The following is a 15014-nucleotide window of genomic DNA, read 5'->3' as shown; positions in this document are numbered from 1 at the left end:
GGATGAAAACATCCTGGCAATGTATCGTGGTGGCAGGAAGTCTCCTGATAGCCGCACTGGGGGCCTGTAAGGAGCAGGATCGGCCTTTGGATGCCAGGACGCGTATTTATGTCGACACGCTCGTCGAACAGGCACTTCACGCCTACCAGCCGGAGGCGGACAGTCTATGCGCAATGCGTTATGATTCCATTTACCAATGGGCATTTGATTCCATCATGGAGATCCGTCTCGAACAAAAAAGGGCTTTGATGCAATATGGAGATGTCCAGTAAAATATTCATCCTCACGATAATTCTGGTGGGTGTGGCTGGTTGTTACCAGAAGCCCCAACCGTCCGAAGGTCTTTCACCGAAAGCCCAAGAACTCTACGATGAAAAAATCGCTGCCCGGAAGGCCGATCTGGAGCGCGAATGCATTAACCGGGTTGTGGAAGCTGCCCAGGTCAAAGTGGACTCTATCCTCTGGCTGCGCACCTACCAGGAAAAACTGGATTTCTTTCATGTGCCTGAGCGTCCGGAGAAGCCAGGTATGCCTGTAATTCCTAAAATAGAGGATTCTACCCCCGTAAAACCACTCTGGCAGGACTCCGTGGCTCCACCACAGGATACCCTACGCAGGCCAAAAAAGCAATAAGTAATCGTATTCAGGCGGATCTGTGTCCCCGTCAATGAAGGTTAAACGGAAAAACTTTCCCCACAAGCGCAGGTGCGGGTTGCATTGGGGTTGTTGAAATGAAAACCTTTACCTTCCAGCCCACCCGAGAACTCCAGCGTCGTATCAAACAGGTAGAGGATGCTGCGCAGATCGGTGACCACTTTGATGCCATTATCCTCAAACACCTGATCATTGGGCTGCAATACATGATCGAATGACATGTTGTAGGTCAGACCGCTACAACCGCCGCTAGTGACGGCTACCCGGACAAAATGCTCTGGTGTGAGACCATCCTTCTCGATGATCTCGTGAATTTTTTCTTTGGCAGAGTCTGCTACATAGAGCATGGTAGAGCTATTAAATAATTTAGAAGTAATCTAAACATCGAAATTACAAAAATATAAACAACCGGATCAGCCAATTGATTCCAGGTCAATGCCGTCCTTAAACATTTCCCATACCGGGCTTTCATCGCGCAGTCGATTGACCCCGCTAACGATGGATTGGATGGCCAGGTCAATTTCTTCTGCTGTATTGAAGCGACCCATACTGATACGCAATGCAGCGTGCGCAAGGTCATCGCCCATACCCAGCGCTACCAGCACATGAGAAGGGTCCAGGGATGCCGAGGTGCAGGCTGAACCACTGCTCACCGCCATTGTCTGATTAAAGGTCATCATCAGGTTTTCGCCATCCACATGCCGGAAGGAAAGGTTGGATACATGAGGCATCCGGTGCTGGATGCTGCCATTGATATAGACTTCCTCCAGCTGAGCTTGGATCTCCTTTTCAAAATGATCCCTCAGATTTTCCAATCGATCGTATTCCTCCATCATTTCTTTGTTGGCCAGCATGGCGGCGTGACCAAAACCAACAATGCCCGGAACATTCAGCGTTCCTGACCGCATGCCTCTCTCATGACCACCTCCATCCAGCTGGGCTGCCAGCTTGACACGTGGGTTCTGATTGCTCACATAGAGAGCACCTACCCCTTTGGGGCCATACATTTTATGCCCGGAAAATGCCATCATGTGAATGCCATATTCCCGGGGATGAGTAGGTATCTTGCCTACAGCTTGTGTCGCATCACTGAAAAAGAAAATGCCGTGCCGGGCGCAGATTTCACCGATAGCAGCCATAGGCTGGATCACTCCGGTTTCATTATTGGCCCACATTACGCTCACCATCAATGTATCCGGCCGGATGGCCTTTTCCAGTTCATCCAGATCGATCAGTCCCGCCGAATCCACACCCAGATAAGTCACTTCCGCACCCATTTTTTCCAGATGTTTACAGGTGTCCAGCACAGCCTTATGCTCCGTATTCACCGTAATGAGGTGCTGGCCTTTGCGTCTGTAAAGCTCGAAAAGTCCTTTCAGAGCAAGGTTGTCCGACTCAGTGGCACCGGAAGTAAAGACGATCTCTTTCGGATCGGCTGCTATCAGATGGGCAATGTGATTTCTTGCCGTGTCCACTGCTTCTTCCGCCTCCCATCCAAACGGATGATTGCGACTGGCGGCATTACCAGGTTTTTCAAAAAAATAAGGCAACATGACTTCTATGACCCGGGGATCACAGGGTGTGGTTGCATTATTGTCCAGATAGATGCGATTGAGGCTCATCGGATGATTATGGTCAATGAATTTGATCCGTTTACGAATATAAAGTAATTTATCGCCGATTTGGTTTAGGCTCTATAAGACCGGCAGCCAACATTGTTCCACCAACATGTACCATGGGAGATCCCGTTCAAGCCCAAAATGACCTTCAGAATGCCTGGCAGCATCAGATCCGCAAGGAACTGAAGCTGGAGGCAGATACGGCATTGGCCCGTGAAATCGAACCTGGTATCTTTCTCGACCCCTCCCTCACCGAGAAGCAGGTGCCAGAGGTCCTGAGTATCAACTGGCCGGAACATCCCTGGCTTACCGGCATGCAAATAACAGTGGCAGACCCTTTCGAAGCGAATGTCCAGCTTAAATTGGCCTTGCAACATGGCGTTCAATCGCTTTGGATGGTCCTGCATCAAAAGATGGAGCTACCGGATTTCCAAAGGCTATTTGCCGGTATCCAACTGGAATTAATTACGATGTTCATTGAGCCAGCCGAAGAAGCGCACGCGGTTGATACCTGGCGTGAGTTGGATCAATTTCTCAGCTTGCAGGATGAACTCCCTGCCAGCGGAGGTTTTTTCTTTCCTGGAGATGGAGATGGTGGATGGCAAACGCTGGACTGGCAGGATCTCCTGCAACGGTATCCGGGCTGGTACTGGATAAAAATGGAACCAACCTGGAACTACAATTTTGTAGACCGGCTGACCTCGATCCTGGAGCAGGTGAATCGAATGACAACCTCAAGACCATCCCATGCTGGCAGTATCGATGACTGGTTGAGCCGTTTCCTTGTGGTATGGCCAGGGGATAACCGAATCCTGGCCCATCTGGCTGCAACGCGTGCCCTCCATTTGCTCTGGCAACAATTATTTCATTCCCGGACCCCTCCGCTCACGGTATTGGGCTGCATTGGTGAAGAGAACTTTACGGCTGATGCCAACATCAATTTGATACGGTCGGCAGCCATGGCCACCACACTTGCACTCTCCGGAATTCACTCGATGTACATAACTCCGGCAGAAGCAGAGAGCAATTTTTACCGCCGTTTGTCCGTAAACATTCAGCAATTGCTGCAATTGGAAAGCCATCTGGCTCCTAAGGCAGACCTGATTGCCGGCAGCTATGTGCTCGATGATCTGACCAGTCAGTTCGTTGCGGCAGCATGGAGGCAGTGGCAGCGAGTCCTGTGAAAGACTGGTTTAAAGCAATGGAAAGAAGGCCGGCCTCCCCGTTTGTCCAGGTAAAATACATAATGTGCTTACAGGGAGTACCGGCCTCATATGGAAAAGATATGTGTTAAGACGGCGAGATATTCTTAAGGGAATTTTAAAGCAGAAACTTTAATACATTATTAGACCTTTTTGTTAACAATTGTTAAGATGCTGCCATTCTTATATTGAGTTAATTCGTCATATATTAGCGCTTGTAATCGAGAGTCCTTTGACAAAAAAAGTTTCCATAAATCCAACAGCAGAACCCCGAATGGCATCACGCCGGCACCGGTGGCAGGACTACCTCGAAGGGATCCGCCAGGGCAATCGAATGTGGCTGGCCAAAGCAATTACATTAATCGAGTCCAGCCTGCAGGCGGATCAGGAGGAATCTATTGCTCTGCTGAGCCATTTGCCGGATTCCGTTTCAGACAGCGTCCGCATTGCCATATCAGGTCCTCCTGGAGCAGGAAAAAGTACTCTGATCGAACAATTGGGGATTTTAGACATTGCAGCAGGCATCCCTGTGGCCGTTTTGGCCATCGACCCTTCGTCCTCGCGGAGTGGCGGCAGCCTGCTTGGCGATAAAACCCGGATGGAAATGCTCATGCAACAAAAGCAGGCCTTCATCCGCCCCAGCCCAGCCCGTGGCCACCTCGGCGGTGTAGCGGCCTATACCCGGGAGACCATATCCATCTGTGAAGCTGCCGGTTTCCAACGTATTTATATAGAGACGGTTGGCGTAGGCCAGTCGGAATACGAAGCAGCCAGTCTCACAGACCTGTTTATTCTGGTGTTACAACCAGGCTCTGGCGACCGTCTTCAGGGGATCAAAAAGGGCATTGTTGAAATGGCGGACCTGATCGTAGTGAATAAATGCGATGGGGACCTTGCTCCAGCCGCCCTGCATACCCAATCCGAATACCGGCAGGCACTTCATATCATGCCTCACGGAGAACAGCCGGAAGTGCTCTGCATCTCAGCGCAGGAAGGCCTGGGCATGGACGGGCTGGAGCATCAAATTGCCCGCTTGATTGAACAAAAAAAGCAGAATGGGTCATTTAGTCAGCAGAGAAAAGCTCAAAACCAGGATTGGTTTCGCCGTTCCCTGGAGCGCCAGCTGCTGCAATGGATGCTGGCCGATCCTCAATTAAAAACGATCTGGCAGGAAATGGAAGCTGCCGTTCGAGCAGGCTCAGTCGCCCCGGTGGTGGCTGCCGCCCGCTGTCTGGAATCCATCCGGAAGTCAAAATGGAATTCGCTATGAGGCGATGGCTATTATTGGTGGGGATGTACCTGATGGCAGCCTGGACCTCTCCGGATGCCGGATCGTATCCTCAGGATTATTTTCATGCGCCGGTAGATTTTCCGATCCGCCTGTCCGGAACATTTGGTGAATTGCGACCAGGTCATTTCCATAGCGGCATGGATATTAAACCCTCAACTGGTGGTGCCGGCGACCCGGTCTTAGCCTCCGCTGACGGACATATCGCCCGTATTGCCGTCAGTTCCGGTGGTTATGGTAATGCCATTTACATTCAGCATGGCAATGGCTACCAGACCGTCTATGGCCACATGCAGGGATTTATCCCGGCCATTGCCGGATATGTATTAAAGGAGCAGTACCGGTTGCATTCTTTTGAGGTCAATCTGTATCCTCCGGCATCCCTGTTCCCGGTGAAACAAGGGGAACAGATCGGTACCCTGGGTAATTCCGGGAGTTCGTCCGCCCCCCATCTGCACTTCGAGATACGGGCATCATCTGCAGAGCCCATCAACCCGGCCCTGTTTGGCATTCCCGTAGATGACCGGACCAAACCCCGAGCTTACCAACTGGCGCTCTATACCATGCGGGGGACAAAGCCCTGCCTGGTGCGTGAGGTACCGGTGGTCAACAATCACATCCCGGACACCCTGGACTGGGACTTCAGCGACCTGGCATTTGGTGTTGAAGCTTTTGACCTGGCCAACGGTGCTACCAATAAAAACGGAATTTACAGCATGCTGCTGATCGCCGATTCGGTCACCCGCTTTAAAATGGAGCTGGATCAATTTGCATTTGGGGAAACCAGATACCTCAATGCACATAAGGATTACGGCCAGTGGTATGCCCATGGCCAGACCATTCACCGTCTGCACCGACTGAATTACGATCGTTTTTCCGAATCAAGTAAGTCCGACGGCTGGATCACTCTTAAACCCAATGATATCATTCCGGTTTCTTTGACTATTGCCGATGCTTTCAATAACCGGATGACCCTGAAAACGGTGATCCGCTCAGAACACTTAAAAGTAATGGTCCCGGATGAGGACCAGAATATTGTATTTACCTACCGGGACCATGAGGTGACCTGGCAGAATGAGGATTTTAATGTGAAGCTACCCAGCCACCTGCTGTATACGGAGACTCCCATTCGCTATTCTGCCGTGACCGATCTTTCGTCCGGAATCTATTCCCGTGTTCATGATTTCCATGATCCCCTTGAACCAGTCCATCGGTATTACACCATCGGCATACACTCTACACGAGATATACCGGCATCAAGACAGGACAAAGCGGTGATTCTGCTTTGTGATGAAGATGGTAGTGAAGTCAGCATGGGCGGGCAATGGCGCGATGGAACCTTGGAAGCACAAGTACGGGATTTTGGTCAGTTTTTTATCGGACTTGACACGGTGGCGCCAATCATTGAGGCGGTTGAATTTCCAACAACCTGGCAAAAGGATAAGAGCCTGAAATTCAGGATCACCGATAATTTAGTGACCTCCGGACAGGCAAATGGTCTTAGCTACACCACGACCATTGATGGGGTGTGGTACCTGGCTTCTTACGATCTGAAAAAGGATCAGATCGAAGTGGGCTACACAAAACCTTTGACGGCGGGCAAACATGTTTTTCGTTTGGTTGTTGAGGACGATAGAAAGAATCAATCGGTCTTCGAACGAAGTCTGGTGATTCCGTAGCAATGAATTAATACGAGATTGGTGATGAAACTAAAAGTTGGAGATGCAGCACCTGATTTCAGCGGTGTTGATGAAACCGGGAAGAAGGTTTCCCTGAAAGATTTCCGGGGCAAAAAGCTGGTATTGTACTTTTATCCACAGGACAATACACCCAGCTGTACCAATGAAGCTTGCAGTCTGCGCGATGGCTGGCGAGAATTACAAAGAGAAGGTTATGAAATCCTGGGTGTAAGCCCGGATAGCACACGCAAGCATACCAATTTTATTAATAAATTTGACCTGCCATTTCACCTTCTGGCTGATCAGGATAAACAAGTGATCCTGGCCTATGGAGTGTGGGGTCCAAAGAAAACCTTTGGCCGCGAATACGACGGTGTATTAAGAACCACCTTTGTCATAAACCAGCAAGGTAAAATAGAACGGATAATCGATCATGTAAATACGAAAGATCATGCTAATCAGATTCTTGAAATTCAGTAGTATCATTGCTTTAGGGGTATTGATCATGCAATGCCAGGGTAGTCTGGACCCCAGCAAAAAAGAAGCTTTGCAGTTATACAATCAACTTAGTGAGCAAGCTGAAAAAGCCATCGACGATCATGCTCACCTGGTCAATGATACCAAGGTCATGGACAATCATATCACCAATTCCGACACAGTCAATGTACACCGGATCTCTGATGCCATCGAAGGCGTAGAATCGGTGGAACAACTGCTGATGCAGTGGCGGCGAGACCTGCCAATTGTGCCAGGAGCAACAAATGCAACTCCGGAGACCGTCTCACAATTGACGGGCGACGAACTCATGGCAAAATTGAATGAGTCCAAGGAAAAACTGAATTATATTGAGTTCCGGATCAAAGACATTCAGGATCTGCTCAAGCAAATAGATGAAACCAAAAAACCTCGTGAACAATAAGGATATCTGGTAAATCGAGGATAGGCCACCGGCAACAACCGGTGGCTTTTTTTTTTACCTGAAAATCATGCATCCGGATCTTGGTTCCCATCGCCATAATGGCCGGTGGAACGGTCTATGCCAATGCTGTCAGGGAGAAATGATCACTTCTTCTGACCAGTCGGAGTACCGGCCATTTTCATATTGCAGGATCATTTTATAACGGATGCGGTCCGGCATCTTAAAAAGAATATCCCTGAATGTTCCGGTTGCCAGTCCGTCTTTTATCTGCCAGGATGCAAACGGGAATGACCTGAAATTGCTGTAAGATTCATCATTGATAGCGCGGTATAGAATGGCTTGTTGAATAGGCTGATCCGCTAACGCCTGCCAGAAAATGTCCATCTGATGACTATCGTCACGGCTCTGCATTGCCTGCAAAACCTGAACGCCTTCCGGTATCTGATTGTCCAACCGTTGAACTTGCACTGGAGCCGATGTCGAATACAGGCCGGCATCATCCAATGCCTTTATCCGGTAAACAGCCTTTTGTCCAGGGTTCAGAGTGGTGTCAGCAAATTCCCGGGGCAGGAGTTCCGCATCATAGTCCTTAATAATCTTCCAATTTGCCCCATCCAGTGATCTTTCTATCTGGTATCGTATTACATCTTCGCTGCCTGAAGATATCAGTTGCAGGCGGATACCATCTGAAATGCTTTTCCAGCCGGTGATGAGCGGCGGTGTAGGGGCGATCAGATCGGGTACAGTTAAGGCCAGGAAGGGCCGGTATTCCGATTCATTTTCATGAAAATCAACGGTACGAAGGGTGTAATAAATGGTGTCATCCAAACGATTATGGATATCAAGCGAGTCGAGCATCATGGTATCCGGCCGGATAGCAGCCGTGCGCAAGGCAGCCGGCACCTCCGGACGGTAGTTGCGGTAAACCCGGTACCCCTTCAGGTCCGGCGCTGTACTGGCTGTCCACTGCAAATGGACATATCCGAAAGTGTCTACCCATCCTTGCATTTTATCCGGCAGTGGAGGCGGCACCGAGTCCTCCAATTCGTAGAAAGCCAGGTTGCTCCTTATCGACCGTCCATAATGGTCCAACGCCTCGAGGCGATAATAATTGGCTGCCAAAGGCAGCAGGTCTACGTAATTCCGGGAAGAAGATGGCAGTTGTTTTGCCAGAAGCTGACTTTCTTCACCCGGGGCACCGGTACGCCATATCTGCCATGAATCCAGCTCCAATGCCGCTTCTTCCCGGCACTGCCAGGAGATGTGCAGCTGTCCCTGTATCCCGACGATAGAAAAAATTCGTAAACCCAAATCGGGAAGTGGTGGTGGCACAGAACATCCCGTCACATTTGACCACGGCCCGGGAAATCCAAATGCGGTCATGCCACGCAACCGGTAAAAATAATTCTGATTAGGCCGGGCCGAAGTGTCTGTAAAATAATAAGGTCCTGAAGACACTCCAGCCGGGTCCATAACCAACAGGTTGGCGTCCTGGATGGAATGCCAGTGAATGCTGTCCTCACTGCGGTATATCTGATAACTGGAATAGGCCAGATCCGCGAATGGGTGCCATTGCAGTTGTACACCTTCATCAACGGCCTGACTGATAAGATCTCCCACCACAGGCCAGGAATAAGCATGATAGGTTGGCACCAGAATCAACAATGTATCTGACTGATAATCAGTGCAATTGGTCGAAATACGATAAGCATACAGACGACCAGGCATCGCGGAGCTATCCCTCCATCCCAACCCCAGGTATTGTGCCGTTTGGAAGGAATGATCAGCAGCCCACAGCACGATGGACTTCCTGTTTTCCAGGTCAACCACACGGTCCACCGGATCTGTAGAAGTAGTGGGCGTGCCCCACAATCCTACCGCTGCTATGCCGGCAAAGGTATCCTGTTGAACGAGATCTTCCCAGTGTTCCAGTGGGTGGCATGCGACTACGGGAAAGATGTGTTCGGTAGGTTTCCATTTTGACGGGATGAGCGCTATGCCATCCGACTCGACCTCCCAGCGTGTTATCGTAAACCCACAATCGGAAGGATATCCCCAATCCAGCCAATCCACCGGCGCCCACCGCAACCATACCTGATCCTGCTCGTAGATGCCGAACCCTGATAGATGCAGGGTGTCCTGCGCCATGCCAAACGTTGCTGTGAATAGCAAAAGCGTGATCCATCTCAAACACCTCATTGACCGGATCTTTTCGTGAAATAGGTCGAGGTGATCCGGTGTCCCTGAATGCCACCTCCTGGCAGTGTATAATTGATCTGATATTCCAGGGAGGCATTCGGAGGATCTTTATAGGCCGTTGAATACAAGGTCAGGATGTATTGCATGTCATCCGGCAGGATTTTCCGGAGCTGAACCATATCAGATGGACTGGATCCTTTGCTATCTACGACATCACTTTGATCAATTCCTCTCAGGTATTCTTCCAGATAGTCGATCACCATGGTTTTGAATGCATAGAAGTCCTTCTCCACCATCTGATAAAAACCATTGGTCACGACAAATGAACTGCTTCCCTCTTCCTGTTGGAGACGCACAGCTTCTGCCGGAGGGAATCCTACTTCCTCATCCTCATGGGTAAGATTAAAAGTGGCATTGGGATATTGGCTGTAAATCACCGGCCCTGCAAATTGCTGGTACCAGGGAATGTCAATATCCACAGCAAGCTTCCAGAAGTTTTCCAGATCCGCTGCATCAAGTGGTTCATCCGTTTCATACTGGTCGGTGGCAAACGAAGCATTTGATTTTTGGTGGGCGGTTAGCCGGGTTGCGGCCATTTTATCGTAAAAAGTGCGGTATTTACTGGTTCTGAAGTTGTATGCCAGCAAAGGAGTTGATCCACCCTGTTCACGGATGATCAGACTCGTAAGCTGCCCGGTTTCCAGGGAAGGCAGTACAAAGCTCAAGGTAAGCTGCCCGGCATCCGGTGTGATGGGTATGGCAAATTGATGTCCGTTTTGTTCCAGCACAGCTTCCAGTTTACGGTCATCAAGGAGCTCAGGTTGCCATTTTTGCAGGCGCAGGTATCCGAGTTCAAATTCATCCGGATGGAAATTTTGTTGCCCCATGACGGGGTAGGTGGCGGTGAGGTTATTTAACACCAGGACTGAATCTCCATCGCCGGTGATAAATACGATGGCTGTATCGATAATCACCGGCTGGCCATTTTCCTCCACATTTCGCCAGGTACCATTCACCCGCTCTTTTACCCGCAGGCTAACGGCAAACTGATATTGAGTATGGGGTGCAAGCAATGCATTGGGTTGAAATTGCAGTTGATTCTTTCCAGTGGCAAATGGGATAATACCATCCACTGGCCCTTGTGCTGAGGTCAATGCCGCCTTTGCGACCTCAAAACGAAAATAGTTATTGGTACCATCGGCATTGGGCAGGACGAAGGTGCTGCCGACCGGAAACATGAAATCCACGGATGGATTGATATCTGTAGGAATCTCCGTATCCAACACCGGATCGGGATTTACCCCTACGATCAGATTCAGGCGTTCTTCGGCACTTGATTGTTCGACCAGTTCACAGTCATCACCAATGCTGAGTCTGGCCCGGAAACTGCCTTTGATCAATCCATTGAGCAGGTTGTATTGTCCTGCGAGAATACCCTGAAAAAAAGTTGGATCCGGCCCCCTGCCCTGTAACAACATTGCGGCAGCCAACTGAGCGATAGTGAAGGTCACATGTTTTCTGAACAGCACATCGTCAAACACAATGCTCCCACCCAGGAAAGCAAAGACCTGTCCGATGGCATACCAGTTATTAATACCTACCGGGCCATCACGCCCGGCGCATTGCACACCCACCATCTCTCTCATCAACAGGTCTGCCCCCAACTGCGCCGACAACGTTACCAATAGCGGCCCCACCCGGGAGGTATCTCCGGCGTTACCAATGCTAAAACCGAAAGCCAGTCCGCGGCCACTGGAAAGCATGCTCGCATTTTGACTGAAATCCTGCACCCGGGCAAGCCTGGCGACATTGGCAGGCAATGCAGCCGGAGGCGGTATTCGATCGCCTACATCCAGGTATGCTTCCGCGCCGATCCCGATCAATCTGGCCTGGACAGGTGCTTGCGGTGTCCCAATCCAGATATACCAGTTGTCCCGGCTAAAATTGCATTCTACAATACCATTGGCCTGCAGGCTATTGGTATGCATGCCTACTTCCAGTATCCCGGTAAACGATTGATTTTCAAAATCAAACAGCAGGTTGATTTTAGCCCGCACGATTGCATCCTGATAGGCAGCCTGGTTGTCTTTGACTTCGGTGATCATTCCTCCGGTACCATTCAAAGCCAGGGAACGGATACCGCCTCCCTGATTAAATTCCATGCTCAGTGCCACAATACCGTTTACTATTTTGGGTGTGGTGGAAAGAGCCAGGATGGTATTCAGCCGGAAAACAAATCCGGCAGAGATATCGGGTGTATAAACAATACCGGATAGCGATTGACCCAGGATTACCTGCTGAGACGAATTGGCTTCAAAATTGACCTGATCAATACCCGGATCATTTCTTGACATGTGGTGCGATAATCCACCGCCCAAACCCTGCAATGACAACACGCCCAGTGGAATGCCCTTACCTAATTTGACGAGCACATCTACCAGGTAATATTTATAGTCCGGCATGCTGCCAAACTGTGCCACTACCGCAAATCCCGGGTTGCTTCCTGATTGCAGTTGCAGCTCCGCATCAACTACGCCGTAAAAACCCCTGCCAAAGGTGAGATCATCGTCATAGAAAGCAAGGCATCCGGCCAGCCTGAACTTCTTCAACTCAATATCAATGCAAATATCATTGACTTTAAAACCGTCGCCAACCCAGACCTGGCGTTGAGACATTTCCCGGATTTTGCCAAACAGGGTAAATCCACCACTTGCTCCTATACCCTGGCTGTCTCCTTGTATGTCACCGGTCAGACTGACTCCTCCACCGATCATCAAAGCAACACGGTCACCAGCCACTGATTTTATGCCCAGCGTATCCATCACCACTGAGAAGCCAGCTATGGAGAATCCTGATTTGAGTTTGCATTGTATGTTACCTACGGAAATATACGGGCGAACATTGCGAACCACCAGATTCTGAAAGGCAACTGCTCCGGCCATCTCATCCTGCGGCTGATCTTCCGAAAGGGAGAAGTCACCATGCAAGGTAGCCTCCGCGAAAAACTGGGAAGCAAATTTTTCAATCATCAAGGCTGAATTCGGAGCGATGTGACATCGGGCCTTCCACATCGGAATGCTCATCTCCGACAAACTCCTGACCGAAAATTGATAGTCGCCATCCGCGGTGATCAGTGCCTGGTAATTAAAACAATCCTGCTTGTCTATGCGCGCGCTATCGGCCGATTGATTCTTAAAAATGGGCACATGGACCATTCCGGAAAAACCGAGTTTCTGGAATTGGTTGGCAATGACGCCGACTTCCAGCAATTCAATGGAAAACGCCCATCCATCGAGGTTCCCTTCATTCAGGGATAATAACCGGTTGACCGTCACCTCTCCGGTAAAACCCTGATCATCGATCAATACCTGACTGGCTTTTATTTCCGGTTTTGCATTTCCACCGGACCCAGCTAATCCAGGCAACATCCGTATGTTTAATTCACCAATGGCAATACCCCGCCACAACGGATCCAGCATGCCACCGGGGAGCAGGAATGGCGAATGGTATTCCCCGGGCATGGATTTGGCATCCGGACTCGTGGCGTCGCTAAAATCCAGGACGACATCCTGTATGGTAAAATAAAAATCACGCACGCCACTGATGCGGAATGGATCCATACTGATATCCACATAAATATCATCCAGGCTTGCCACATCGATCTCGAAGTGAGTCTCCAGCCTTCCCGGCAAATCCTGTCCGGAAGCATCCACGGGTATAATATGGTTGCTGTTGATCAATACGTCTGCTCCCGCATGAAGACCTTTAAAGCCGTCGCAATCAACACGAACATAGGTACCTCCCTGGTCGCCGGAATTCAGTGGATCGTGCCCTTTCAGAACAATTAAGGCCTGACTGGCTCCAATCTTCAGCGGATAATCGCCAATAAGTCCGATACGCACCCCACTGCTCAAGCCATTGCTTCCCGAAAATGGAATGCGATCAGCCGCAAAATAGAGACGACGTGAGGTATCCGCCGTTTCAATCTCAACCATGATGGTCAAAAAAGCACCCTGGGGGGTGAACTCCGCTTTCAATATGCCCAGAGTATAACCCTTTCCCCCGATCTCATTTCGTATTCCCACCGGCAATTGCAATAAGTCATCCGTGGTGAGACTATTTACCAACCTGGTTTTCAACCCATTGAACAGTGATCTCAATGGGCGCGTCTGTTCCTGATATATGCTCAGCATGGTATTGGCCTGATCGTCGAGTGGGTCCTGTTCCTGATATACCGGGGGAAGGAGCAAATCTGCTGCATTGGGGTAGTGTGCTTCATACTTTTGGGTAAATGTGATCAGGTGCGGATGTTCCAGAGAACCCCGAAGGAGATCGGGATATTCGGGTAAAACGTGAACCGGAGTTAGAGGGAACAATGGGACAATGGTAACAGGTGATTCGGCTGTTGACCTGAAAATGAAAAGTAATAATATAAAATGGGTGAAGGTAGTTCGTAGCATCCTGGTAGTTGTTCGTGTAGTATCAATATGAATTTGTGGTTATCTGATAATCCGGGTGCATGCGTATCCATTGTCTCACGGTCTTCAGTGCCGTGGGATAATCGTCCGTATCCAGGTCACCGCCAGGTCGTATACCAAAAGGAAAATCATGTATGATACCAGCCACATATTCCATGGCCCGGTAAGCACAAAGGATGGATTGGGGATGATCCGGATCGGTTGAAGTGCAGTTTGTATTGTCATCAAGAATGATCTGCAGAAGGTAGTCGGTAAAGGATCTGGCTTTCACATAACCCGCCAGCTCTGCTATGGCCATCAGATTGTCGTCGTTGATTTCTGCTTTGTGAAGGATTCCGGTGAAGTAATCGAGCTGCTGCGGGTCTCCCATCCGCGCCAAAGCCATCCTGGCGGCAACCCTGGCTTCCCGGGAAAGCGATGCATCGCCAATCAGGAGACTGATGCGGTCTGTGGAGCCATCCACATGGAGATACCCGGCCAGCTTGAGTGCTTCCGGATCGGCATACCGGATGGCATAATTGAGGATCGATTGTCCCTGAGAAGAGGAGAAAAGGTTATCCGGAAACCCGGTTAACTGGCTGATGCACTGGTTGCGTACCCGGGTGGACGGGTCGTCAAGGCATTTGGTGAATTGATCCAATACGTTATTCCTTAGTTCCGGATCCCGTACACGCTGGGCAATGTGTCCCATCAGCCGGTAGGCCTGGAGCCGTATGTCACTTTGGCTATCACGGGTATAGTAGATCAGCCGGCTCACATTGGCATATGCATAGGCGGAGTCGTCGAGTTTCTGAAATTGTACACGAAGGATCTTTTCCTGTCGATAACCAGACATCAATGCATCCACATACTCTTCCTGGGCAAACAGCATCCATGACGTGCAGAAGCACCCCAACAACAGCAAAATGTGCTTAAATTTTCTGGGCATGGGCAAAGTGGTTTAGTTAAAGCTAACGAATTCCCACCAATTCACCTG

At 49.9% G+C, this 15014-nt stretch carries 12 protein-coding genes; 7 read left to right on the top strand and 5 right to left on the bottom strand.

Annotated features, from left to right (window positions below; translation table 11 throughout):
* Nucleotides 1-2: 2 nt before the first annotated feature.
* Together H6570_00615 and H6570_00610 are read left to right on the top strand one after the other, a co-directional pair.
* Nucleotides 3-272 carry a hypothetical protein gene (locus tag H6570_00615; protein MCB9317754.1) on the top strand — a complete coding sequence of 90 codons (270 nt, stop codon included), beginning with the start codon at nt 3-5 and terminating at the stop codon, nt 270-272.
* The gene (locus H6570_00610; GenBank protein MCB9317753.1) at nt 262-633 is read left to right on the top strand and encodes a hypothetical protein; all 372 of its coding nucleotides are present in this window, start codon (nt 262-264) and stop codon (nt 631-633) included. Before H6570_00615 ends, H6570_00610 begins: the two co-directional genes overlap by 11 nt.
* Nucleotides 634-674: 41 nt before the next feature.
* Here the strand turns inward: H6570_00610 and H6570_00605 are convergent, their stop codons facing one another.
* Together H6570_00605 and H6570_00600 are read right to left on the bottom strand one after the other, a co-directional pair.
* The gene (locus tag H6570_00605) at nt 675-1001 is read right to left on the bottom strand and encodes an iron-sulfur cluster assembly accessory protein (protein ID MCB9317752.1); all 327 of its coding nucleotides are present in this window, start codon (nt 999-1001) and stop codon (nt 675-677) included.
* A 66-nt stretch (nt 1002-1067) separates the two neighbouring features.
* Nucleotides 1068-2276 (bottom strand): IscS subfamily cysteine desulfurase, encoded by a 1209-nt coding sequence (locus tag H6570_00600; GenBank protein MCB9317751.1) that lies wholly within the window; start codon nt 2274-2276, stop codon nt 1068-1070.
* 113 nt (nt 2277-2389) lie between these two features.
* Here H6570_00600 and H6570_00595 point away from each other — a divergent pair, with 113 nt between their 5' ends.
* The 5 genes from H6570_00595 (at nt 2390) to H6570_00575 (ending at nt 7361) form a co-directional block, all read left to right on the top strand.
* Nucleotides 2390-3457: a hypothetical protein gene (locus H6570_00595; protein ID MCB9317750.1), complete on the top strand. Its 1068-nt coding sequence runs from the start codon at nt 2390-2392 to the stop codon at nt 3455-3457.
* A 250-nt stretch (nt 3458-3707) separates the two neighbouring features.
* A complete protein-coding gene (gene meaB, locus H6570_00590; protein ID MCB9317749.1) occupies nt 3708-4745 on the top strand; it encodes a methylmalonyl Co-A mutase-associated GTPase MeaB in 1038 nt (345 codons plus the stop codon).
* The gene (locus H6570_00585; protein ID MCB9317748.1) at nt 4742-6442 is read left to right on the top strand and encodes a M23 family metallopeptidase; all 1701 of its coding nucleotides are present in this window, start codon (nt 4742-4744) and stop codon (nt 6440-6442) included. The genes meaB and H6570_00585 overlap by 4 nt, the downstream gene beginning before the upstream one ends.
* 21 nt (nt 6443-6463) lie before the next feature.
* The gene (gene bcp / locus H6570_00580; protein MCB9317747.1) at nt 6464-6922 is read left to right on the top strand and encodes a thioredoxin-dependent thiol peroxidase; all 459 of its coding nucleotides are present in this window, start codon (nt 6464-6466) and stop codon (nt 6920-6922) included.
* Complete coding sequence (locus H6570_00575) at nt 6894-7361, top strand: hypothetical protein (protein ID MCB9317746.1); 468 nt, start codon at nt 6894-6896, stop codon at nt 7359-7361. Before bcp ends, H6570_00575 begins: the two co-directional genes overlap by 29 nt.
* A 129-nt stretch (nt 7362-7490) precedes the next feature.
* Here H6570_00575 and H6570_00570 read toward each other — a convergent pair whose 3' ends face one another.
* Genes H6570_00570 through H6570_00560 form a run of 3 tightly spaced genes read right to left on the bottom strand, consistent with a single transcriptional unit; the run spans nt 7491 to nt 14966 of the window.
* Nucleotides 7491-9560, bottom strand: coding sequence for a hypothetical protein (locus tag H6570_00570; protein MCB9317745.1), 2070 nt, complete (start codon nt 9558-9560; stop codon nt 7491-7493).
* The gene (locus H6570_00565) at nt 9557-14020 is read right to left on the bottom strand and encodes a hypothetical protein (protein MCB9317744.1); all 4464 of its coding nucleotides are present in this window, start codon (nt 14018-14020) and stop codon (nt 9557-9559) included. Before H6570_00565 ends, H6570_00570 begins: the two co-directional genes overlap by 4 nt.
* 22 nt (nt 14021-14042) lie before the next feature.
* Nucleotides 14043-14966 carry a hypothetical protein gene (locus tag H6570_00560; GenBank protein MCB9317743.1) on the bottom strand — a complete coding sequence of 308 codons (924 nt, stop codon included), beginning with the start codon at nt 14964-14966 and terminating at the stop codon, nt 14043-14045.
* Between the last annotated feature and the right edge of the window lie 48 nt (nt 14967-15014).

The sequence above is a fragment of the Lewinellaceae bacterium genome, from assembly GCA_020636135.1.
Classification (GTDB): Bacteria; Bacteroidota; Bacteroidia; order Chitinophagales; family Saprospiraceae; genus JAGQXC01.
The sequence above is the reverse complement of the archived record's forward strand: the minus strand, read 5'-3'. Positions and strand labels throughout refer to the sequence as shown.